General features: G+C 68.7%; 23 protein-coding genes and 1 pseudogene. 9 read left to right on the forward strand and 15 right to left on the reverse strand.

The features are described from left to right. Positions 1–45 precede the first annotated feature (45 nt). From gnd to JJ683_RS04485, 3 genes are all read right to left on the reverse strand, one after another. Complete coding sequence (gnd, locus tag JJ683_RS04475) at positions 46–1548, reverse strand: NADP-dependent phosphogluconate dehydrogenase (RefSeq protein WP_200171616.1); 1503 nt, start codon at positions 1546–1548, stop codon at positions 46–48. Between the two features lie 182 nt (positions 1549–1730). After that, positions 1731–2693 carry a M56 family metallopeptidase gene (locus tag JJ683_RS04480; RefSeq protein ID WP_200171618.1) on the reverse strand — a complete coding sequence of 321 codons (963 nt, stop codon included), beginning with the start codon at positions 2691–2693 and terminating at the stop codon, positions 1731–1733. A 23-nt stretch (positions 2694–2716) separates the two neighbouring features. After that, a complete protein-coding gene (locus JJ683_RS04485; RefSeq protein ID WP_200171620.1) occupies positions 2717–3109 on the reverse strand; it encodes a BlaI/MecI/CopY family transcriptional regulator in 393 nt (130 codons plus the stop codon). Positions 3110–3382: 273 nt separating this feature from the next. Here JJ683_RS04485 and JJ683_RS04490 point away from each other — a divergent pair, with 273 nt between their 5' ends. Continuing rightward, positions 3383–3775, forward strand: a complete 393-nt coding sequence (locus tag JJ683_RS04490; protein WP_200171782.1) for a PaaI family thioesterase — start codon at positions 3383–3385, stop codon at positions 3773–3775. Positions 3776–3814: 39 nt separating this feature from the next. On the opposite strand, the gene JJ683_RS04495 is transcribed toward JJ683_RS04490, so the two are convergent. The 7 genes from JJ683_RS04495 to JJ683_RS04525 all read right to left on the reverse strand — a co-directional run bounded on the left by JJ683_RS04495 (position 3815) and on the right by JJ683_RS04525 (position 9845). Continuing rightward, positions 3815–5320, reverse strand: a complete 1506-nt coding sequence (locus JJ683_RS04495; RefSeq protein WP_200171622.1) for an NAD(P)/FAD-dependent oxidoreductase — start codon at positions 5318–5320, stop codon at positions 3815–3817. A 181-nt stretch (positions 5321–5501) separates the two neighbouring features. Continuing rightward, the gene (locus tag JJ683_RS04500; RefSeq protein WP_200171624.1) at positions 5502–6053 is read right to left on the reverse strand and encodes a Clp protease N-terminal domain-containing protein; all 552 of its coding nucleotides are present in this window, start codon (positions 6051–6053) and stop codon (positions 5502–5504) included. A gap of 62 nt (positions 6054–6115) precedes the next feature. Then, a complete protein-coding gene (locus tag JJ683_RS04505; protein ID WP_200171784.1) occupies positions 6116–7651 on the reverse strand; it encodes a polyamine aminopropyltransferase in 1536 nt (511 codons plus the stop codon). Between the two features lie 103 nt (positions 7652–7754). Next, positions 7755–8210 carry a DUF350 domain-containing protein gene (locus tag JJ683_RS04510; protein WP_200171626.1) on the reverse strand — a complete coding sequence of 152 codons (456 nt, stop codon included), beginning with the start codon at positions 8208–8210 and terminating at the stop codon, positions 7755–7757. Positions 8211–8280: 70 nt separating this feature from the next. Beyond that, a complete protein-coding gene (locus JJ683_RS04515) occupies positions 8281–8709 on the reverse strand; it encodes a DUF4247 domain-containing protein (RefSeq protein WP_200171628.1) in 429 nt (142 codons plus the stop codon). Then, the gene (locus tag JJ683_RS04520) at positions 8706–9209 is read right to left on the reverse strand and encodes a DUF2617 family protein (RefSeq protein ID WP_200171630.1); all 504 of its coding nucleotides are present in this window, start codon (positions 9207–9209) and stop codon (positions 8706–8708) included. Before JJ683_RS04520 ends, JJ683_RS04515 begins: the two co-directional genes overlap by 4 nt. 9 nt (positions 9210–9218) lie before the next feature. Then, entirely contained in the window at positions 9219–9845 is a 627-nt protein-coding gene (locus JJ683_RS04525; protein ID WP_200171632.1) for a DUF4178 domain-containing protein, read from the reverse strand. Between the two features lie 1094 nt (positions 9846–10939). On the opposite strand from JJ683_RS04525, the gene JJ683_RS04530 reads away from it, so the two are divergent. Further along, positions 10940–11995, forward strand: coding sequence for an STAS domain-containing protein (locus JJ683_RS04530; RefSeq protein WP_200171634.1), 1056 nt, complete (start codon positions 10940–10942; stop codon positions 11993–11995). Between the two features lie 49 nt (positions 11996–12044). Then, positions 12045–12272 (forward strand): DUF2795 domain-containing protein, encoded by a 228-nt coding sequence (locus tag JJ683_RS04535; protein ID WP_200171636.1) that lies wholly within the window; start codon positions 12045–12047, stop codon positions 12270–12272. A gap of 58 nt (positions 12273–12330) precedes the next feature. Here JJ683_RS04535 and JJ683_RS04540 read toward each other — a convergent pair whose 3' ends face one another. Then, entirely contained in the window at positions 12331–13326 is a 996-nt protein-coding gene (locus JJ683_RS04540) for an alpha/beta hydrolase (protein WP_200171639.1), read from the reverse strand. A 112-nt stretch (positions 13327–13438) separates the two neighbouring features. On the opposite strand from JJ683_RS04540, the gene JJ683_RS04545 reads away from it, so the two are divergent. From JJ683_RS04545 to JJ683_RS04560, 4 genes and pseudogenes are all read left to right on the forward strand, one after another. Next, positions 13439–14578, forward strand: a complete 1140-nt coding sequence (locus JJ683_RS04545) for an enolase C-terminal domain-like protein (protein WP_200171641.1) — start codon at positions 13439–13441, stop codon at positions 14576–14578. Between the two features lie 148 nt (positions 14579–14726). Further along, the gene (locus JJ683_RS04550; protein WP_200171643.1) at positions 14727–15311 is read left to right on the forward strand and encodes a phage holin family protein; all 585 of its coding nucleotides are present in this window, start codon (positions 14727–14729) and stop codon (positions 15309–15311) included. Continuing rightward, positions 15308–15661 (forward strand): DUF3618 domain-containing protein, encoded by a 354-nt coding sequence (locus JJ683_RS04555; RefSeq protein ID WP_200171645.1) that lies wholly within the window; start codon positions 15308–15310, stop codon positions 15659–15661. The genes JJ683_RS04550 and JJ683_RS04555 overlap by 4 nt, the downstream gene beginning before the upstream one ends. 184 nt (positions 15662–15845) lie before the next feature. Beyond that, a pseudogene (locus tag JJ683_RS04560) lies at positions 15846–16010 on the forward strand (DUF1360 domain-containing protein); the annotation flags it as partial. Here JJ683_RS04560 and JJ683_RS04565 read toward each other — a convergent pair. Beyond that, the gene (locus tag JJ683_RS04565; protein ID WP_200171647.1) at positions 15989–17812 is read right to left on the reverse strand and encodes an alpha/beta fold hydrolase; all 1824 of its coding nucleotides are present in this window, start codon (positions 17810–17812) and stop codon (positions 15989–15991) included. The pseudogene JJ683_RS04560 and the gene JJ683_RS04565 sit on opposite strands and share 22 nt — an antisense overlap. A gap of 270 nt (positions 17813–18082) precedes the next feature. Between JJ683_RS04565 and JJ683_RS04570 the strand changes: the two genes are divergently transcribed. Together JJ683_RS04570 and JJ683_RS04575 are read left to right on the forward strand one after the other, a co-directional pair. Next, a complete protein-coding gene (locus JJ683_RS04570) occupies positions 18083–19165 on the forward strand; it encodes a YncE family protein (RefSeq protein ID WP_200171649.1) in 1083 nt (360 codons plus the stop codon). A gap of 16 nt (positions 19166–19181) precedes the next feature. Next, positions 19182–19502, forward strand: a complete 321-nt coding sequence (locus JJ683_RS04575; protein WP_200171651.1) for a hypothetical protein — start codon at positions 19182–19184, stop codon at positions 19500–19502. A gap of 71 nt (positions 19503–19573) precedes the next feature. Here JJ683_RS04575 and JJ683_RS04580 read toward each other — a convergent pair whose 3' ends face one another. From JJ683_RS04580 to JJ683_RS18900, 3 genes are all read right to left on the reverse strand, one after another. Next, positions 19574–19891 (reverse strand): hypothetical protein, encoded by a 318-nt coding sequence (locus JJ683_RS04580; RefSeq protein ID WP_242474406.1) that lies wholly within the window; start codon positions 19889–19891, stop codon positions 19574–19576. Between the two features lie 91 nt (positions 19892–19982). After that, entirely contained in the window at positions 19983–21473 is a 1491-nt protein-coding gene (locus JJ683_RS04585; RefSeq protein ID WP_200171654.1) for a molybdopterin-dependent oxidoreductase, read from the reverse strand. Positions 21474–21565: 92 nt separating this feature from the next. Further along, positions 21566–22042: an oxidoreductase gene (locus JJ683_RS18900; RefSeq protein ID WP_200171656.1), complete on the reverse strand. Its 477-nt coding sequence runs from the start codon at positions 22040–22042 to the stop codon at positions 21566–21568. Positions 22043–22306 lie beyond the last annotated feature (264 nt).

Below are 22306 nucleotides of genomic sequence, written 5' to 3' on the forward strand. Positions count from 1 at the left end.
TAGTCCTCGGCGGCGGGGCCGCCGGAGAGGTCCGAGCCGGTGCCGTCAGGCTTCCACCTCGGCGCCGCCCTCGCTCCACAGGATGTGAAACTTCTTGCCTTCCGACGCGTCGACGCGCTCGTAGGTGTGGGCTCCGAAGTAGTCGCGCTGCCCCTGGGTGAGGGCGGCGGGAAGACGCTCGGCGCGCAGCCCGTCGTAGTACGCGAGCGAAGAGGAGAACCCCGGAGCGGGCACCCCCAGCCGCACTGCGGTCGCGACGACGCGCCGCCAGCTGTCGAGACCCTCCTCGATGGCGCTGCGGAAGAACGGGTCCAGGACCAGGCTGGGCAGGTCGGGATCGGAGGTGTAGGCCTCGCGGATGCGATCCAGGAACCGGGCGCGGATGATGCACCCGCCGCGCCAGATCGTGGCCAGATCGACGGGCTTGACACCCCAGCCGTGTTCGTCGCTGCCGGCCTTGATCTCGTCGAAGCCCTGCGCGTAGGCGATCACCTTGGAGGCGTACAGCGCGCGGCGGATGTCCTCGATGAACTCCGCCTCGCCGCGACCGGCCAGGGCCTCCGCCACGGTGGGCAGGGTGCCGCCGGCGAGACCCTTGGTCGCTGCGCGCTGGGCGCGGGCGCCGGAAAGTGCGCGGGCGAACACCGCCTCGGCGATGCCCGTGACCGGCACACCCAGGTCGAGCGCGGCCTTGACCGTCCAGCGGCCGGTGCCCTTCTGCTCGGCCGCGTCGACGATGACGTCCACCAGCGGTGCGCCCGTCTGCGGGTCGGCCTTGTCGAGCACCTCGGCGGTGATCTCCACCAGGTAGCTTTCCAGTTCGGTGTCGTTCCAGTCGCGGAACACCTGCGCTATACGGCCGGCGTCGAACCCGAGCACCCGGCGCATGAGATCGTAGGCCTCGCCGATGAGTTGCATGTCCGAGTACTCGATGCCGTTGTGCACCATCTTGACGAAGTGGCCCGAGCCGTCGGGGCCGATATGGGTGCAGCACGGGGTCCCGTCGACCTGCGCCGCGATCGACTCGAGCAGCGGGCCCAGCGACTTGTACGACTCGACCGAGCCGCCGGGCATGATCGACGGGCCCTCGAGTGCGCCCACCTCGCCGCCGGACACGCCCGCCCCGACGAAGTGCAGTCCGCGTTCGCGCAGCGCGTGCTCGCGGCGGATCGTATCGGTGAACAGCGCGTTGCCGCCGTCGATGATGATGTCGCCCGGCTCCATCGCCGCGGCCAGCTGCTCGATCACCTGGTCGGTGGGCTCACCGGCCTTCACCATGATCAGCGCGCGGCGCGGCTTCTGCAGGGCGGCGACGAACTCTTCGATCGACTCGGTGCGGACGAAGTCGCCCTCGGCGCCGTGCTCGGCGATCAGGCGGTCGGTCTTGTCCGCGTGCCGGTTGTGCAGTGCGACGGTGTGGCCGTGCCGCGCGAGGTTGCGGGCCAGGTTGGAGCCCATCACCGCGAGGCCGGTCACGCCGATCTGGGCGCGGCCGACGCCGGCCTGGTTTGTGGAGTCTGCCGGAGAATTCGCCGTAGAAGAGGTCATGGATGCCAGTTTTCCTTGTCACCGTCGGGAGTCCAAGCACGATCCCGAAGATTCGACGCGGGCGCGGCGGCGAATGCACTAGACAGGGAACGTGACGCGGGGCCAACGCTACTCCGCCGGGACCCGGTCAGGTGGTCTCGGCGTAAGGGAGTGACGGGAAGAGGTCCTTGTTGCAGGGGTTCTCAATTCAAGGGCGAAAGCGGGCCCATGAGCTTGTGCAGCTCGGTGAGCCAGGGGATCGCCACAGCCAGGGTGGGCACAACCAGCACCGCTGCGGCGGTGAAATACACGAGCGCGGCGAGGCGACGATCGTTCCCGCGGTGCAGCCGGGTGACCCGGACCAGCGTGCCGGGCCCGCCGAGCGCCAATGCGCCGGCGGGTGCCTCCGCTCCTGCGCAGGCGACCAAGGCGCGTGCGAGAGGCGTGGGGCCGGCGGTGCGGCGCGCCGAATCGTCGGCGAGCATCTCGACGAGCAGCTGGACCGAATCGAGTGCGGAGCCGCTGCGCACGAAGCGGGGGAACGCCGCGTAGACGGCGGTGAACGCCTCCAGCACCAGGTCGTGCCGGGCGCGCAGGTGCGCGCGCTCGTGGGTGAGGACCGCGCGGATTTCGGCGTCGTCCAAGGTGTCCAGCACGCCTTCCGACATGACGATGCGCCGCCGGAGACCGGGAAGGCAGTACGCCAAAGGCCGGGGACTGCTGAGCACGCGCAGCGCCGCGGAGGATGGCCGGTGCGCCAGGTCCGGCGAGCAGTCGAGCAGGTCGACGAGCATCCGGTGGCGCGCGCGTCGTCGCCGGGTGTGGAAGCCCACGCGGGTGACGGCGAAGATCAGCCGGGCACCGATGATGAGCGTCGCGGCGAGCACGCCGACGTACAACGCCCACAGTGGCCAGCCGAGGACGTCGATCTCGTCGAGAGGTGCCGTGGTGGGGCGGCCGTCGGGTCCCGGCACCAGCAGGCGGCTGGCGATGGCGATGCCCGCGCTGAACGCGGACAGCACGGCGGCGAGTGCCACCGCCTGCCAGAGCACCAGCGCGGCGCGCGGCGCGCGGTGCGTCCATGTGGCCCTGCTCAGCAGGGCGGGAATCGGGCCGGCCAGGGCGAGGGCCAGGATCCCGAAAATCAGCGCGGACACGGGGTTCATAGTGCCTCAGCAGGCAGCCGGGCTCAAGGGCGCGTCCGGTTGCGGTCCTCGGCGTTCTCGAGCGCGTCGAGGGCTTCACGCAGCGCGTGCGCCTCGTCGGGCGTCACCTGCTGGACGAAATGCACGAGCGCGCCCACCCGCTCGCCGGACTCTGTGCCGTTGGACAGCGCGTCGACCATGAGCCCGGCGACCAGTTCGTCACGGCTGTGCACCGGCGCGTACCGATGCGCGCGGTCGCTACGGTGCTGGGTGACGAGGCCCTTCTTGGCCAGGCGCTGCAGCACGGTCATCACCGTGGTGTACGCGAGGTCGCGGCGGGATGCGAGGGCCGCGTGCACCTGGCGGACGGTCTGCGGTGCGTCCGTGGCCCACAGGTGATCCATCACTGCCTTTTCAAGCTCTCCGAGTCCGGCCATGGTGAGAGTCTAGCCGGGTGTCCGACGTGGTGTGGTACTACCCGGCGTCGTTTGGGGGTGGGGCTCGCGCGCTGCGGGGAGTCGGCGGTTTCGCGCGAGGCCGTGTGGAAGGATTGGGCGCGGCCGGAATCCCGGCCGCGCCGGGGCGCGGGCACATGACCGCGCAATCGATCACGAGCGGATGGAGCGGCTGTGTCCTACGGAACCTCGACGGAAGCGGAGTCGGCCGCAGCGGCGGAACACCGCGGGCCGCCCCTCGAAGAAGTGCAGGCCATGGCGGGCGTCGGGTTCCACAAGGCGTTCGGTCTGCGCTTCCTGGAGGCCTCGGGCGACCGTATCCGCGTGGAGTGGGACGCCGCACCGGAACTGCACCAGCCGTACGGAATCGTCCACGGAGGCGTCTATTGCTCCGTGATCGAATCGGTCGCCAGCCTCGGCGCTGCGCTGTGGCTGGGTGAGCGCGGCAACGTGGTCGGTGTGAACAACAACACGAATTTTCTGCGCGCGGTGCGCACCGGTCGGCTCGAGGCGGTGGCCGAACCGCAGCACCGGGGGCGGCTGCAGCAGCTCTGGCGGGTGGCGATCACCGACGAGGACGGCCGGTTGGTGGCCGAGGGCCAGGTTCGGCTGCAGAACGTCGAGAACGCCGAGCGCCTGGCCAACTGAGCGCCATCCGGACGGCGCTGTCGTCTGAGGCCGGCCCGCTCAGCCGGCGGCCTCGGCGGGGCCCTCCTCGGCGTCGGCGCCAGAGCCTTCGTCCGTAAAGCCCCCGTCGGCGTGGTGACGGGTCCCGTTGTGGGAGCGTTCGAGCGCGAGCACCCGCTCCGCTTCCTCCTGTGCGAGCTTCTTCGCCGCGTCCACGTCGAGGACCGCATACTTGCCGTTGCCCAGTTGTCCCAGGGCGGAGCGCGCGAGCACCTGTTGCACGGTGATGGTCATCTGGCCTCGGCCGCGGCCGAAGAACGTGGTCGCCCACGACATCAGCGTCGTCAACCGGCTCTTGAAGCCAACCAGATACATCAGGTGGATGACGAGCCAGATGATCCACGCGATGAACCCGGTGAGCTCGAGCCGGCCCACCTTGGCGACGGCGCTGAACCGCGAGATCGTCGCCATGCTTCCCTTGTCCCAGTATTTGAACGGCTTGCGCTCGTGGTGCGGGCGGCCGCCGGCCTCCTCCGCGATGTTCTTGGCCACGTAGGTGCCGCCCTGCATGGCCACCTGCGCGAGGCCGGGCAGGTTGTCGAGCGCCATCATGTCACCGACGACAAAGACGTTCGGGTGCCCTGGAAGGCTCAGATCCGGGTTGACGTGTACACGGCCCGCCCGGTCGAGCTCGGCATGCGATTGCTCGGCGAGGATCCCGCCGAGCTTGCTCGCCTGCACGCCCGCCGACCACACCTTGCACTGGCAGCGGATGAGCTTCTCGCTTCCGTCCTTCTTCTTGATGGTGATGCCGTCGCGGTCGACGTCGGTGACCATGGCGCCGGTGTGGATCTCGACGCCCATCTTGGTCAGCCGCTTGGCCGCGCTGGCGCTGAGTTTGCCGCCGTACACAGGAAGAACGTCGTCCGCCCCGTCGAGGAGGATGATGCGGGCGTTGCGCGAATCGATGTTGCGGAAGCTGCCGTGGAGCGTGCGGTGGGCGAGCTCGGCGATCTGGCCGACCAGCTCGACACCTGTGGGGCCCGCGCCGACGACGACGAACGTCATCAGCCGTTCGCGCTCGTAATCGTCTGTGCAGATTTCCGCCTGTTCGAAGGAGCCGAGGATCCTGCCGCGCAGCTCCAGGGCGTCGTCGATGGTCTTCATACCCGGCGCGTATTCGGCGAAGTGGTCGTTGCCGAAGTACGACTGCTTGGCGCCTGCGGCGACGATGAGGCTGTCGAACGGCGTGACCCGCGTGATGGCCATGGCCTCCGAGGTGACCGTCCTGGCGTCGAGGTCGATGTCCGTCACGGAGCCCAGCAGGATCTCGGCGTTGTGCTGCTTGCGCAGCACCAGGCGGGTGGACGGGGCGATCTCGCCCTCGGAGAGGATCCCGGTGGCCACCTGGTATAGCAGCGGCTGGAACAGGTGGTGGGTGGTCTTGGCGATCAAGGTGACGTCGACGTCGGCACGTTTGAGAGCCTGCGTGCTGAACAGTCCGCCGAAGCCGGATCCGATGACCACCACCCGGTGGCGCTGTGGTGTTCCGGTCTCGCTGGTCATGACGCACTCCTCATGCGGATCCGCAGATCCGTGGACGGCAGGACACCGTCAACCCTAGTGATCCGGCGGGGCGCCCGTCGCGACGAGCCTGGAATCCGGCCGGAAACCGGGCGTCGCCGACCCTGGCCGTGGCCCGCGCGACGCGGGAGGACGGTTCCACTGCGGGGAGAAGATCGGCGGCTCATGCGAACTCGGGTCCGGTGTCGCGCTGCCGCGGAGGCGTGGCGGCGTAGGTTGCGCATACGAACCGGACTGCAGCGGGCAGGTCCATTCCGAGGCCGGTGAGGTCGTCCGCCAGGGCGCGCGGTGCGGTCAGCGCGATGAGCAGGTGGCCGGTGCCCACTGCAGGGTGCCGGCGGCGCGCGGCGTCGGAGCGGGCCTCTGCGAGGATCACGTCGATGGCGGGCATGGCCACTCTCGCGTGCTCGGTGTCGTCCGGGGGCGGCAGTGTGAGCGCGGCGACGCGCACGCGGGCACGGCCGAGCCGGATCCCCTGGTCGGTGAAGGCCCGGGTGGCTGTGGAGCCGGTCTCCGCGAGGATGGCGAGCAGCAGGTGCGCCGCGGTGACGGACGCATGGCGATCGACGTCCGCGTGGCCGTGCTGCACAGAGGGGCGGGACACTGCTTGAGCGGCGACGAGGGCGTCGTGGGTGCCCTGGGTGTACGGCATCGCGGGACCCGGGCCCGCCGGGCGGGCGGACCGGTCGATGAGCGGCGGCCGGTTGTCGGTCACGACCTCAGCCTATCCGCGTCGCCGCGCTCATGCGCATCTGAGTGCGGCGACGTGTCACCGGTTCAGCGGTAGCCATGGCGCATGTCCTCGACGACGCGGGGATGGGCCAGCGTGGACGGCTCCAGATTGCGAGGCCCCATGTCGTCGGGGAAGACCACCGCGGCGTCGAGCACCTGCTGGTCGAGGAACCGGAGGTCGGGAAGCCGCGGGGGCAGCGTCGCGGCGGGCGGAGTGTCGCCGTGGGAGGCGAGGGTGAACCCCCAGCCGCCGAAGGTGGGGACGTAGACGTGGTAGGGAGTGACCGCGAGTCCGGCCGCACTGACCGACGAAACCGTACGCCAGTAGGCGTCGGTGGTGAAGTACGGGCTTCCGGATTGGACCACCATGCGGCCGTCCGGGGCCAGCACGCGGGCGGCAAGGCCGTAGAACTCCGTCGAATAGAGCCGTCCCAGCTGTGGGGTGTCGGGGTCGGGCAGGTCGATGAGCACCGCGTCGAAGCCGTCGTCTGGGATCGCCGGATGGTCCTGGCGCAGCCACGACATCGCGTCGTCCACGATCACCTGCACGCGCGGATCCGCAAGGGAGTCGTCGTTGATGCCGCTGAGCGTCGTGCGCGCGAGTTCGAGCACCTCCGGGTCCAGCTCCACCTGGACGATGTGCTCCACGGAGGGCACCCGCAGAAGCTCGCGCGCCGCCAGGCCGTCGCCGCCGCCTAGTATCAGCACGGAGCGGGTGTCCGCCTGCAGCGCCGGGTACACCAGACTCTCTGTGTAGCGGTACTCGTCACGGGTGGAGAATTGCAGCCCGCCGTCCAGGTATAGGCGGGTGTCGTTCCCGCGCTGCGTCACCACGATCTCCTGGTAGTCGGAGCGCTCATAGGCGATGATCGGGTCGGCGTAGAGCGCTTGGCGCGCGGTGGTCTCGATGTGGCGGGAGCCCACCAGCAGAGTGATGAGCACGGCGGCGGCCGCGGCGAGCAGCAGCAACGACAGCATCAACGCGCGCCGGGAAAGCAGGTGCCGCAGCAGGAAAAGCGCGAGCACGGCCGCGGCGACGAGGTTGACCATTCCTGTGACCGCTGCGCCGCGGATCATGCCGAGCGCCGGCAGGAGGATGAACGGCCAGGCGAGCCCGCCGAGCAGTGCGCCAAGATAGTCCGCGGCGTTGAGGTTGGCCAGGATTCGGCCGGAGTCGGTCGCCTCCGCGGTACGTCCCTGCTGGAGCAGGGTCATCAGCAGGGGGACCTCGGCGCCGACGAGCGACCCGATGAGCGCTGTCGCGAACACCAGCACCCACAGCGACGAGTCGAAGTAGGCGAACGTCAGGTACAGGGCGGTGGCGGAGAGTCCGCCGACGAGCGCCAGCAGGGTCTCGACGGTGACGAAGGTGATGGCTGCACGGTGCAGGAGCGGCTTGACCAGCAGCGCCCCGGCGCCGAGCGCGGCGACGTAGCCGGCGACGATCAGCGAGGTGGCGACGATGCCGCCGCCCGCGAGACTGGTCGACAGCGTGAGCAGGGCGAGCTCGTAGATCAGCCCGCAGGCCGCGCACGCCGCCACCGAGGCGAGCAGCAGGGCCCGCCACCGGCGCTGGAGCACGAACGGTGGTCCGGCGCCCTCGTCGTCGTCGGCAGGGTGCCCCGGAGCGGGGGAGTCGCCGTTGGCGGCGTCGGTGGTCGTGCTCACTCGGTGTGGGCCCGGATCACGAGATGGCGGCGGCGTTGACGATGCCCACCGCGAACAGGGTTACCGCGACGGCCACGGCCGACGGGTGGAGGGTCGGTGACTTGATGAGGTCACGGGAACGGCCCGGGGCGGCGACCTCCAGTACGATCAGCGTCGCCACCTGCAGCAGGACCCCGATCACGCCGTAGACGATGGTGTCCACGAGTCCCTGGGCGAGCCCCAGTGAGCTGGCGAAGATGCTGGAGGCGACGACGATGGCCAGCGCGAGGTGCATGCCCACGGCGACCGCGACGGCATTGGGCCTGTGCTCCTGGAACACCTGTTTGCGCAGGTTGCCGGGAGTCAGCACGTCGACCAGGACGAAGCCGAGTCCCATGATCGCGACGCCGACGGCGAAGTACAGCACGATCGCCACGGCGTTCTGCGCGAGGCTGCTGCCGTGGAGCGTTCCGAATTCGACGGCCAGATTCATGAGGTGCTCCTCGCGGTGGTCGTGACGATGGTCTTGGGCGTCCTGCGCGGCGATGTGCGCGGCGATCGTGTCATTTGGTCCCCCCCGGTCCGCCGCCGCTCCCTCCGGCTCCGCCGGCCGGTGCGCCGGGGTAGAAGCCGGGGCCGAGGAAGATGAACGCGCCGCCACGGTAACCCGCATTGAGGCCTTCGAGGTGGACCACGCAGGGCTCCCCGCCGAGCGGGCCGACGGTCACGATGTCGTCGTCGTATCGCAGGTATTCGGTGCCGCGGTCCGCCTGGCGTGCCTGCGGGGCCTTGTATGCCGCCAGGTCGTCGGCGACCTGTGCGGGGTCGCCGGCGCAGCGGTAATTCTTGCCGCCCGTGGCGAGCTGCACCCGCTGATAGGTCTCGTCGATGTGCGATTCGATGTTCTTGGCGACGGCGACCGCCAGCAGCAGGCACACGACAGCGCCGAATGCGAGCAGGCCTGCGATGAGGTAGTGGCGCCGGGTACTCATGGCGTCCACCGGCTTTCGGTGCGGACCACGGTGCCGCGGCGGGCGCCGGGGTAGAGGTGCCATGTGCGCCAGCTCCAGCCGTGGCGCTCCGGCTGTGCTGCGAGGCTGGTCAGAGCGGAGTCGTCACCGGGGAAGCGTCCGGTGATCCAGCGGGAGTCGCCCTCCGAGCGTGCCTGCAGCAGGCTTGCGAGCCGCGCGATGCCGGCGTGGCTCACTTCCCGGGTGAGAACCTCGAGTCGATAGCCCCGGTCCTCGAAGCTGCGGGGGAGGGGAGTGCGGTGCGGGGCCGTGTTGCATGAGATCTCTTCGGTGAACGGCTGTGCACCCGAGTCGATCGTGACGACGTGCGAGGCGCCGAGCACGCCGAGGGTCAGAGTGCCTCCGCACGGGTGTGCTATTCCGAGTTCGGCGAGAGCAGGGGGCGCGGGGCGGCCCAGGATCAGATTCAGCTCACCTGCGTCCACATCGGTGGCCGGAACAGTGAGAACGTGGAACGTCACCGGCTGGGCTCAGGATCCCGCGGGCGGAGCAGGATACACCGTGAGTTCGCCGGGTAGAAGGGTCCTGCCGACGGATACCTCCCACACCTGGCCGGGCGCCCAGCGCTCGAAGCCCAGGAGGCTGTTGCCGTCGGCGGAAACGAAGTCGACGTAGTCCATCTCGCCGCCGGAGGGGAGCCCGGTGTTGCCCTCGGTGGTGTAGGAGGCGCGCCCGCGTTCATCCTCGGTGTAGTCGATGCCCTCGACCTGGACAGTGCCCTGCGGTGCGGACGACGGACCGGGCCGCTTGTGCCAGAGGGCCAATTCCAGTGTGCCGTCGTCCTCTTCGACGCTGAGCCATTTCGGCTCGCCTTCGCTGGCGAGCAGGTGTTCCCACCAGACGAAGGGCCCCTCGCGCAGGGTGAGCGTGCCACGGACGACATAGTCGACGCCGAAGTAGGAGACGATGGCGCCTGGGCCGAGGGAACGCGGGCCGAAGGACGACGTGGAGGACGTCGCCGAACCGAGGGGATCAGTGCGCTGCGCCGGGGGGCGGTTCGCCGCCTCGGCCTGGCGCTTGGCGCGGAATCCCAGGTACGCGATCACGCCCGCTGCGATGATCAGGATGATCGCGATGAAGATGAGGAATGAGGACAAGTGGTGCCTCTCGTCGCCAGGACAGGGAGCCGTTGCGACGACTGTAGCAAGGCGGGCTGGCGTGCCGCAGTGCTGGTGCGGTCGTTCGCGAGGAGATGGGTGTCGTCCGGCGGCCTCGTCAGAAGCACTGGCGGACGAAATGACATAATGTAGATTATCGGCGTTACCGCGATCCGGTTGGATGCGCGGGATGGGGTCGCGCTGAAGGCTGTGACGAGACACGGTTCGATGACCTGCCTGCATTCCACGTGCGGCGCAGCCGCATCCCGATACGCGCCGTGTCGCGGCGTGACGCCGCCCGTGCATGTGCAACCCGGCTATCCGGGCGCGCAGCGTGCCCGGCGCCGACTCGCCGGCATCGGCGGGTGCTCACAAGCCGGCGATGTGCGCATGGCGAGCTCCGTGTCGTTCGCGGCCGTTCGTATGCGCCCGCCCCCCCCGTGGAACCTCATTCCGTCACTGTGACGGAATGAGGTGTATATCCTTGAGAACGCGCATGGAGATCTGCGCAAGTATGCGATCGCGTCGCGTCCGATCCGATTCCGAGTACATCTGAGACCGAAGCAGCTCCTTCTGGACCCGGAACTCGTTATGTTGCGCCGGCGCGGCATAGCAGGCACGGGGCTCGACCGCGCACAGCATGACTGCCCAACGCGGGGGGCCTCGAAGCCCGGCACGTATCGCCGGCGGGTGCCACGTGACGTCGATGAGAAGCGGCCCGGCCCCGCCGGCGCCGCTGCGCAGCTCGGCGCCCATCGCTGTGCGCACCCACGCCACTCCCGCGTCATCGCCGTCCGCGCTTGACGACGTCACCATGAGCGCTCCCGTCCTGTCCCGTCCCGGGGCTACACCACCGACAGCGTCCAACCCCGGCGCCAGCAGCATGCCGGGCGGTCGCAGCTGCTCTAATCGACTGCCGTCATCCCAGGTCGGGCGTCGTGCCAGGGCATATGCGTCCCGCCCGATTACGGTTGCCGCACAACCGGATACATATACCGCATGACACTGCATGCTCAAGCGGGCATACTGGTGAGCAGCTACCCCAGAACCCCGGTGGTCGGCCTGTTCGGCACTCTCGACCGGGAAGGCACATCATGCCATCACTTACCCAAATTCATCCTCCCCACGCGCCCGCCGGAGGCGACAATCTCGACGCCGCGTTGGAGCAGAGCACCCATGCCGCTGTCGCGGCGATTCCCGCCGCGGCCCAGGCGGGAATCACCTGCCCTGCCTGCTCCGGCTCCGTCAGCAGCTACGGGGCGACCGACCCCGCGGTCGACACGCTCGCCCGGTCGCAGAATGCGCGTCGCCGCGGCCCGTGGCTGCCCACCGCGCGCGGCCTGCGCACCGTGTCCATCGTCGATACCGCCGCGGACCGGCGCTGGCCCGAGTTCGCCTTCGCCGCACGTCAGTGCGGGTTCGGCTCCATCCTCGCAGTCGGACTGTCCGCCGACGACCCCACCCTCGGAACGCTGACCCTGTATGCCACCGACGTGGACGCATTCAGCGGCGATGACGAGACGATCGCCGCCGTGTTCGCCGGCCACGCAGCCACACAACTGCGCAAGCACACCGGCCACACCAGCGAAGGAGATGCGGGGCCAGCGGCAGGTGATCACGCGATCATCGGGCACGCCGAAGGCGTTCTGATGGAAACGCACCACGTCAACGCCCATGAGGCCCGTGCCATGCTCCGCCGCACCGCAGACCAGGCCAACCTCACAACGACCGGCGCCGCATACTGGCTGATCACCGACGCCACCGGTCGCGGCCGGACCGGCCGTCCGGCCACAAGTGGCAACGAGCCGGTAACTTTCGAGATCGGCGGCGACATCGACGCCGCCAACGCCGCCACGCTGGCACGGCGACTCGCGCACCTTCCCCGCCGCGACACCACTATCGACCTGACCAGGCTGGGCTTCTGCAGCGCACGCGGCCTCGAACTGCTGTTCGAGCACAGCAGGCGGCTCGCCGATAACGGCGCCGTCCTGCGCCTTGGCGGCTGCCCGCCGCCGCTGCGCGCCGTGATCGACCGCCTCGGACTCGACGACGCCCTCCCGGCCGCGAACACGATCACAAACAGCACCGGCGTCGGCGCCGTGTCCGATACGGCCCCGGCTGCGGCCGGTGCTGCGGGAGGACCACTCTGACGGCATCTGCGCCGGCGGTGTCGCCGCGACGGGTAGGTAAGGAGGACCGATGACCACACGCGATGACCTGCGCGCGGCAAAGGCGCTGCAGGGTTTGAGCTATCCCGCCGATCGTGCGCGTGCACTGGACTACGCGCGCACCCGCGGCGCCGACCGCAAGACCCTCGAGGCGTTGGAAGCGCTGCCCGATCGTACATTCACTACGCACGACGACCTCGTGGACGCCGTACCGCAACAGCCTGAAGGCACCGACCAGCCCGGCGGCAGCGCACGCTGACCCCTCGCCTGGCGACCACGGTTCCGGCGTGGCAGCCGGTGGGTGCCAGGGCGCTCCGTCATGCCGCAGCGCTCCCGGCAGTGTGCCTCGATACGAACCGGGAGATCTCTTCGAGCGCGGCGTCCCCCTCCGGGGTGAGAGTCGTCGTCAGCGGGAAATCGTGCATCTGGCCTTCCCATACGTGCAATTCGCACGGTCGGCCGGCCTCGCCGACGAGGTCGGCCATCATCTCGCCCTCGGTGCGCAACAGATCACGCCCGCCCACGTGGATGCTGACCGGCGGCAGCGTGCTGAGGTCCTCGCGCAGCGGGGAGACGAGGTCGACGGGCTTACCGTCGATGGCGATGCGCCGGTGGCAACGGCGCAGATAGCGCACCATTGCCCGCAGTGCCGAACGAGGAAGCATCGGGCAGCCGTCCCAGTCCGGTCGGTGCAGAGTGGTGGACGCATCGGTCAACGGCGACACCGTGGCGATAGCCGCCGGGGTCGGGAGGCCGGCCGCGGTCAGGGAGAGCACGGACGTGAAAGCGAGGTACCCGCCGGCCGAGTCGCCGACCACGGCGATCTCGTCGGGCTCGTAGCCGCACTCCAGTAGCCAGCGGTAGCCGTCCACGGCATCCTCCACTGCGTCCGGAACGGCATTGTGCGGCAGCATGCGGTAGTCCACGTTGAGTACGGCCGCGTCCGAGCGGCTCGACAACACGGACGCCATGGCGCGGTGGGTGTTGAGCCCGCACATCACGAATCCCCCGCCGTGCAGGTACAGCACTGCACGCTTGGCCCGCCGCGTCTTGGTGCGGAGCCACTCGGCACTGCAGTGCGGCAGCCGCACGGGCTGGGCGGCGGTATTCGATGGCGACGGCAGCAGTCCCGCGGCCTTGTCGACGAGCCCGGTGGGCCACCCCAATGCTGGGTCGAGCGCCCATCCGCGCATCACCTGCTTGACCGTCAGCCTCACCGTGTCCGCCACCAGGCGTGACCGGACGCTGGGGCCGGAATGCCGGTACCGGGCGACAGGCCGACGCGGGACGCCCGAACTCGCAATCGATGTCATCGCCGTCACCTCCCGACGCTGCGCGGAGCGCCGCAGTGTCGGGATACCCGATGCGGCGCAGAAAAAACCGCGCCGCTCCTTTGCCGCAGCGGTGAAGCGGGTAGTCGGCAGCATGGACACTTCGCAATTCGGCACGATCGCCGCCCACCGTCCTGCCCCCGACTACTCCGTCGAGGGCATCGAGGCGTCGGCGTTCACGATTCCGACCGACGCCCCCGAGTCCGACGGCACCCTCGCGTGGGACTCGACCACCGTCGTCATCGTCTCCGCGCGCTGCGGACCGTACATCGGCACCGGCTACACCTATGCGGGTCCGGCCGCCGCGACGGTGATCACGGGCACCCTCGCAGGCGTCGTCGAGGGCGCCGACGCGATGACGCCGCAGCGATCGTGGATGCAGATGCAGCATGCGGTGCGCAACCTGGGTAAACCTGGTCTGGCGGCCGAGGCGATCTCGGCCGTCGACATCGCGCTGTGGGACTTGTTCGCCACACTGCTGGGGCAGCCGCTTTCGGTGGCGCTGGGTGCCGTGCACGAGGCCACTCCGGTGTACGGAAGCGGCGGATTCACCTCCTACGACGAAGCGCAACTCGTCGATCAGCTCACCGGCTGGGCGTGCATGGGCATGCGGCGGTTCAAGATCAAGGTGGGACGCGATCCCGAACGTGACGAGCACCGGCTGAAGGTGGCGCGTGGGGCTGTGGGCCCGGACGCCGAACTGTTCGTCGACGCGAACGGCGCATACCAGCGCAAAGAAGCGCTGCTGTGGGCCGCCAGGTTCGCGGTACACGAGGTGCGCTGGTTCGAGGAGCCCGTCAGCTCGGACGACCTCGACGGGCTGCGTCTGGTCCGCGACCGTGCCCCCGTCGGCATGGACATCGCAGCGGGCGAGTACGGCTACCACCTCCCCTACTTCCACCACATGCTCGACGCAGGCGCGGTGGACTGCCTGCAGGCCGACGTGACGCGCGCGCTGGGCGTCAGCGGCACGTTACGCGTGTCCGCATTGTGCGACGCCCGCAGCATGGAACTGTCTTTGCATTGCGCCCCGCAGATCAGTGCGCACGTGGGCACCGCGGTGTGGCATCTGCGTCATCTCGAGTACTTCCACGATCACATCCGGATCGAAGCAATGGCGTTCGACGGGGTGCTCACACCCCAGCCGCCGGGCGAGCTGAGGCCGGACAGGTCCCGCCCGGGCTTGGGCGTAGAAGTGCGTTGGACGGACATAGAGCAGTACCGGGTGCAATGAGCAATAGAGCCGTGGGCGATCCCCCGGCTCCGACGCGATTACCTCCGGACGCTTACGGGTACCCGAACCGCGAGGACGACGGAAGCTCCGAACTCCCACGGAAACAGCGAGCACCGCCGAACGTCGACCACACAGCAGGAGGCACCCGATGGAGCCGTCCGGAAGTCGGGAAACGCAAGTGCCCCAGCCGGACACGAGCCCGAACGCACAGGACGACGGTGCGGCAGACGAACTCCGGCATAGAGATAAGACCCGAAGCCTCGCGGAGCAGGCGCGTGGGGACGCCGCCGACGATGGCAACGCTGCATCCCAGGACGAGACGGCATCCGGCGGTGTCGCGGCCCACGAACCGAACCGGCCAACCTCGGAGGTGCTCGGCGACCTGTCGCACCAGATCACGCACTTGGTGCGCGATGAGGTCCGGCTGGCGTTAGCCGAATCCCGTACCAAAGGCAAGCGTTTGGGACTCGTTGCGGGCATGGGCGGAGTCGCAGCCGTGCTGGGGCTCCTGGGCGCGATGGCGTTGACCGCGACGGTGATCGCCGCGATCGCCATGGTGCTGGCGACGTGGCTTTCAGCGCTGATCGTCGGAACCGCTCTCGTCCTGGCGGCGCTCGCTGCGCTGGGAGGGGTGGCGCTGGAGGTCCGTCGTGCGCGTCCGACCATGCCGGAGGAGACCATCGGCTGTGTGCGGGAAGACATCGAAACCGTGAAAGGACACACGAGCTCATGAGCGCGTCCAAACACAGCGCATCGCAGAAGGACCTGAGCGCCGCAACGCCCGACGCGCGTGACGAGATTGAGGCGGACATCCGCAAGACGCGCGCGGAACTGGGATCCACCGTCGATGAGCTCGCCCGAAAGCTCGATGTGAGAGCACAGGCGGAGCACGCCGCCGTTGCCGCACGCATGAGAGCCGTGCAGACCGCGCGGTTGGCCACCGCCAAGCTTGAGGAGCCGGCGATGCGTAGGTTGGGCCCTCCCACAGCGGGTGTCGCGCTGCTCATCGGTTTCTTGCTCACCGTGCGCCGTCGGCGCGCGCGTCGACGTGCACATAGGCGATCAGGGGTCGGCTTCAGCTGATCACGAGCTCACCGCATCGCTGTCCGGAACCGAGGGTCTGGAGGGTCGACCACGGCAGTCACGGCAGCCACCGAGGCCGCGGATGCTGCGCGGCGGCAGGCCGACGAATACAAGGGCGAGGCGGCAAGGGCGCTGGGAGGACACCTGACGGTGATGGCGGAGCAGGGCACCTCCGCAGGTCAACGAGACACCGCGGAAGCCCTCGGGCATACGGCACAGCATCGGCGAGCCCATCACCTGCCCGTTTTGCTTGGACAAGTGGGTTGTCACAGGATTCGTCATCGATTTGGTCGACGCGCCGCGGGGCACTATGCGCGGGCCGGGCGCTTACTGGCCGGGCAGCCTGTAGGCGTCCAGGGGCACTGCGCAGATGTCGCCGTCGTGGGCGAATGACGCGTCCGGAAGATCGTCGCCGACAGGCCAGGCATTGTTGACGGAGACGGCGAGTGCAGGCGCTTCCCATGCGGCCGCCGCGCGCTGCGTCAGCCGGAATGCCGTGTCTGGCGGTGAGCCCACGTCTTCGCCGCGCAGGAATGCCGCGATGCGGGTATCGATGCCCTTCTCCCCAAGCAGCGTGGCGTGCAGTCCCGGCATCACCCGGATGGGGATGCGCGACGCGGTGTCGGGCGGCACCACCGCCCCCGCCACGTTGGGCATGAAGACTATCGAACGGACGCCTGGCGACGGGCACAGCATTGTATTCCGGAAGAACGGCCCGTGGTCGACGATCGAACGCACGAACGGCTCGTCGGCATGGCTGATGATGTCGCTTCCCGCCCAACGTGCCACGGTGAGCATCCCGCGCAGCACCCACCCTGCCGCGATCCCCCAGCCGGACTCGGCCCCGGCCGGTGGAAAGTACACGCGGCCGGGCCGGACCAGCGGGCTGAGCAGCACCACGTCGGACACGTGCAGGTGCGGGTACAGGGCCAGATAGGTATGCACGATTAATGTGCCCTCACTCTGCGCTACAACCGCTACCGGTCTGCCTGTGCGGCGGGCGGCGTCCTGTACTTGAAGGTGGAGCAATGCGGCAGCGGTCGCGATCGACTGATGCGTCGCGCCGCGGTTGTACCCCAACGGCTCCCCGTCCGGCGCAAGACCACGGTACGAGTACCGCACAGGAACCGAGAGTCTCGCGCCGGGAGCCCAGCTCTCCGCCGTGACCGCTGTTGAAGGGCTAGGGTCCGGCGTGTCCGGTGGGCGGTAGGTGGAACCGTATCCGGCGACGAACATGACTGTCTTTCCCGGCACTGCAGCTTGCACGCGCGCGATGGCTTGCTGTTGTCCGCCGCCGAGCCGGAAGCCGCCGCCGGTGCTTGCGGCATGGGTCAAATACAGCAGCGCAACTGCGCCCACCAAGAACGCGGCCGGCACCGACGGGAACCACCGCCACCGGACCGGGGCGGATACCACGCTGCGCACCAGTCCCTTCCACAGCCACGCGTTCACGGCGCCGGCGACTCCGGCGATCAGGATCGTCCAGAGTCCGGGCGCAGACGTGATCGCCAGCGCACTTGCGGTCATCGCAAGGAACCCGAGGAACGACCACAGCAACGCCCCGGGAGTGGGCAGTCCCCGCCACCACTGCCGCACGATGCCGCCGCGGCAGAGAACCAGAACGAGGAACAGCACCGGCACTACTTCGCCGAGGACGAACCACGACAGCGAAGTCGCCGATGCCGCCATCGCAACGATCGCCCACGGGGTCAACACGACCATCGTGGCCATTGTGAAGGTGGCCATGTACCGGAAAGTGTCTCGCAGCGGGGGCCGCCCTGTACCGTCGGGCCACATCACACGCGCCACCGCCACGACGAACGCGGAACGCAGCAGTACCGCAGCCAGTGCCTCGGCTACGAATGTCGGCCAGGAGTCGTGGTAAACGAACAGCCAGCGCAGATCGTGGAACACGCCCAGCACTGGCGTGGCGCTCGCCGCCGGGGCAAGGCCCGCGGCCGACGTGAAGCCGAACGCCTGGACTATCGACTCCTCAACCACCGGCGGCGCCACGCACAACAGCACCAGCAGCATTCCGCCGTCCGGGCGACGCGGCAGCCCCGCGGCGATCGACGGCAGTACGGCGAGCATCTTTCCAGAGCGGTGGAACACAGCCTGAAGGCGTGATGACGCCATGGATGGCTGCATCACGCGCGCTTCCCTTCGCCGTGCCGGTCAGGCTCCTGCACTGCGGAGGTTCCCAGCGCTCCCTCGGCGCAAACCGCCGGAAGGCCAAGCGCGCCCAGTTCCGGCATCCACGTGCCGAGTCCAGCGCCTGTCCACGCCGCACGATGGCGACCGGCCGCTGCAGTCGTGATTGAACTGCACTATCCGGGGTATCGCGCCGAGAGTGGCCCGACCGACCCTGCATTCCGAAGGATGCACCGGGACGGAACGCGCCCGGTGAGGAAGGTGCCCGTGATGCGACATGGTCCACGTCGTCGGTGGTCGGCGGTGCCGACCGCGGCGGCTGCGGCATTGGTGGTCGCGGCGTCCGGCCTGCTGGGCGGGTGCTCCGGATCCGGGAGGGCACCGATGTCCGGGCGGGTGACGTTGGTGCACACCGCTATGCCGCTGCGCGAGCCGATCTGGTCGACCCACGTCGGCAGGCTTCTGGGAGTGACTTCGGACGGGAGGATCGCCTCAGTCGCGGTCAACGGCGACAGACCGGGGAACACGGTTCTTTCCGCTCCGTTGGGCGATGGCGGCGAGCAGGCCGTCGGCGAGAACCTCGCGATCAATCCGCTCGACGACAGCACAGTGTTCATCGCACAGCCACGGCAGGACCGCATAGCAGAACTGCGCATCGACGGGCTCCGGCCGATCGGGTCGCTGCCCGGCGGTCCGGCCCCCGACAGACTCGGCCTCGAGGCGGGTGCCGGGATCCTGCTCGCCATGCCGGATAACGGTGCAAGCGTGGCCGTGATCGACTTGCATCGTCGTCGACTCCTGGGGGTGCAGCCCGTCGAGGCCGGACCTGATGGCGGGTTGGAGGGTGCCGGCCGCGGGCACACCATCGACTTCCACGTCGTCGGCGCGGGTCACGTCGCCCACTACAAAGGCCACACGATGCCTGCTGACGAGACGGGCGCGGTGCCTGTTGCGGCGCAGGCGATCGCCGGGGACAGGGCGAAGTCCAGCAAGGTCTATGTGGCCACGCGGGACTCGGACCGATTGCTTGCCCTCGATACGAAGCGGGCCCTCAAGGGGATGGAGGTCGTCGGCCGTGCCGAACTCGGCGCGCCGGCCCGGTACATCGGCACTGACAACACGCGTGTGTATGCCGCCACGGAGGATTCGCTGGTGGTGTTGCAGGCCAACTCCTTCGAGGGGTACCCGCCGGACGGCGCCATTCCTGTTGTGCGCACTATTGATTTCCGACGAAAACTCGAGCGCGCGGCCCGACAAGCTCCGCTCAGTGGTCTCGCAGTGGGGCCTGAGAAAATCTTCCTGACCCTCAAGGGGGTGCCCGGTGTCGTCTCGATCACCAAGCCGAACATATGAGGAGCCGCCCGAGGGAGTGCCGGGCATCGACGTCGACCTCGACATGCTCGAGACGGCGGTGGACGGCCTCCGGAGGTTGGCCGGCTCCCACGGCTCGGACGAAGAGCGCGGCGGTCGGGGGGACGAGGCCGCGATCTATTCGTTCTCCATCCGCTGGGGCACGCTGATCTTCGGCCGGCTCGAAAGGCTTGAGCACTACAACAGAGCAGGCCGGCTCGGGGCGGCCGGGCTACAGCGCTACTTCGCGCTCCGATGCGCTCTGCGCGAGCTGGAGCCGTCGATGCGGGCTCTCGGCATCGCCGTGCCCGCGATTGCGACGACCGACGCCGCGACCTGAGTCCCCGCTCCTCCCCCCGTATATAGCAGCCGGGCTCACCGGTGAACGTCAACGTCACGCAGCGGTGAAGGTCACGCAGCGAGGAACTCACCGCCACGCAATGCGATGCCGGTGCGGGGGCGCGGACACCGCGGGTCGGCGCACGTCAATCCCACCATGTAGTCGTCCTGCTCGGAATGCAAGAACAGAAACCCCAAATACAGCGCGTCCCCGACCGTGAAGGCATGGCCCCCGCACGCGTCGCATCGCGCTTCACGCAAGCGCAATTGTTCGAGCACGCGATGTCGTTCCGCCTGCCCCAGTGGCGTCAGTTCGGGCCGAACGTCCGGGGTCTGCGCCCGTGATCGCTTTCCCGTCAGCGCGTCCGAGGCGGGTGCGACTTCCGCCATGGCATTAGTCCCTTCTCTCTGAGCCCGTTCGCGGCTCCCAGCCCTGGGCCGGTCGATAGTGCCCGTGCCTCGGTTCTCCACCCGCCGCCGCCTATACCTCGACGTCCTTGTCGAAGTACACGTTGTCCTCGCGCCAGCCGCCCATCCCCTCCCCTATCCGATCGTAGGCGGAGACGAACTCGATGTGCTCGATCCACTTGGCCATCTTGAATCCCACTTGCGTTTCCACTCGCAGGCGAAGAGGAGCGCCGTGTTTGATGGGCAGCGGGCCGCCGTTCATCCCGTACGCCAATAGCGTCTGGGGGTCCGTCGCCAGTTCCAGGTCGATGATCTCGTAGAACTGGCCGCCTCCTTCCGCGCTCGGTTCGTCGCGCCCGGAATCCTGGGCGGTGAGAAAGCAGATGAATCTGGCCTCCGGCAGCGGCCGGACGGCCGCCACAAGATCACGCAAGGGCAGGCCACTCCACTCGGCGATCCCCGACCAGCCTTGGACGCAGTTGTGCAATGTCCGCTGGTCTTGTGTGTCGGCCATCCCTCGGATGGCAGCCATGTCCAGAGTCATCGGGTTCTCAACGAGTCCTCCGACATGCACCTTCCAGTCCACGAATCCGTGCACGGCCAACACCTGATACGCGCGGCTGTTCGGCGGCTTCCCGTTGACCCGGTGCTCCGTGGACAGCTCGCGTGTCGAGTAGTCCTGACGTGAGCGCATCGGCCGCAGCACACCGAGACGCGCATGCAGGATGATCCAACCGAGCACCTTCTGCACTGATCGCGGACTGTTGAGACTCCACACGGTCGCCGCCCAGTGCAGTACGAGGATCGCCACAATGATCCCCATGGAGGCGCCGATGGCCCAGGAGACGTCACGGACATCGCCGAATATCATCAGTGCATTCAGCTGGCCCCAGCCCCACAACGAAACCATCAGCAGGTGCACCACGATGAACGCTGCGAACGCGGCCAGCCCCAGCAGGTGCAGCGAGCGCGCGGACTGGCGCCCGCCCCATAGCCGCACGTACCAGGGAAAGCGGGCCTCGACGGCGGGCGATTGCGCGGCGCCGGTGAGGATCTGGAACGGGGCGAGAAGGAAAATCACCCCGAAGTAGCTGAGCTTTTGCACCGCATCCAGCGGCTGGCCTGGCAGCGGTGGTGGCAATCGGAAGCTCATGTAGGTGACGATGTCGTCCCACGCGTGCGGGAAGATCTCCCACGAATAGGGCACATACCGGTGGTATTGGCCGGTGGCGAAAAGAAGCGCCCAGTAGCTGGCGCCCAGGAGAATCCAACCGATCACGGTCACGAAGTGCCAATGCCGGCCCATGCCGAGGTTCCTGTGGCCCGGCAGCGCGATCAGCGAAGAGTAGGAGACTTCGTCGTCGAGCGTGTCGTGCAGCTTGTCGGGCGGGTGCTTCCGCCGAGTGAAGCGGGCCCATTCCGTGCCGGGCAGCGAGTGGTTGCGCCAGTACATCTTGGGGAACCCGGCGAGGATCTCGATTCCGCTGCGGATGAGGAAGGTCAGGAACAGCACGTTGAGCCAGTGCTCGATGCGCAGCCACGCCGGGTAGTCCAGTTGTGTCACGTTGCGTCTCCTTTGTTCCGCACTGTGACGGTGCCACCACGACCGCGGCAGGTGGCCGCTACGGCCGCTGCCATGGACGGCGAACCGCGGGTTCAGTCGCGCCACGTCCGCTGCTGTGGTCGTGCGATGAGGACGCCGAGGGCGATAAGCGTGTGCACGCCCAGGAATCCGACGGTGAACGCCATCGCGAAAGTTCCGGCGGTGAAGTCCCACCAACCCGCCACGTAGGACAGGCCCGGAAGCCCCATCGACCTGCCGACCAGATAAACGATCAGGAACAGTACGCAGAAGGCGTCGCCTAGGATCCACGCCGTCTGCGTGCTGGCCACGCGTTTGCCGGCGAACATCCCGAAACAGGCGATCGTCCACCCCGCGCACAGCACCGCGTAGTAGGCGAGCCAGCCCGCGGGCCACGAATACTCGCCGAACAGCAGATAGAGGTGCATCGCGATCGCCCCGGTGAGCAGGCCGATGCCGATCCCCGTGGTGGTGCGCGGCAGGTTGAACTGCACCCATCTCGCGGCGCGCAGCACCCGTGCCGCGCCCGTGTCCGCGAGAACGACGCTCATTGTTCACTCCCATGCGACCGCGATCCGCTTCCGTGCTCCGGCTACCCCGACGGCCCCGTGGCAAACGCCGCTCGCGCAGTCGAGTGCGTTCCGCTGCCGCGCGGTGCAGCCCGTAATCCCGATACAGCGGCGTCGGCCCTCAGTTCGAGAGGACGCCGGGACGCGGCCCGCCGTGTTCGTACTCCGCGATTTCCATGCCGCGATTTCCATGCCACGCGTTTCGCGTGAGCGATTCCGGGCTACGCCGTAGTCGGTGACCGACTC

The organism is Tomitella cavernea (assembly GCF_016599145.1).
GTDB lineage: Bacteria > Actinomycetota > Actinomycetes > Mycobacteriales > Mycobacteriaceae > Tomitella > Tomitella cavernae.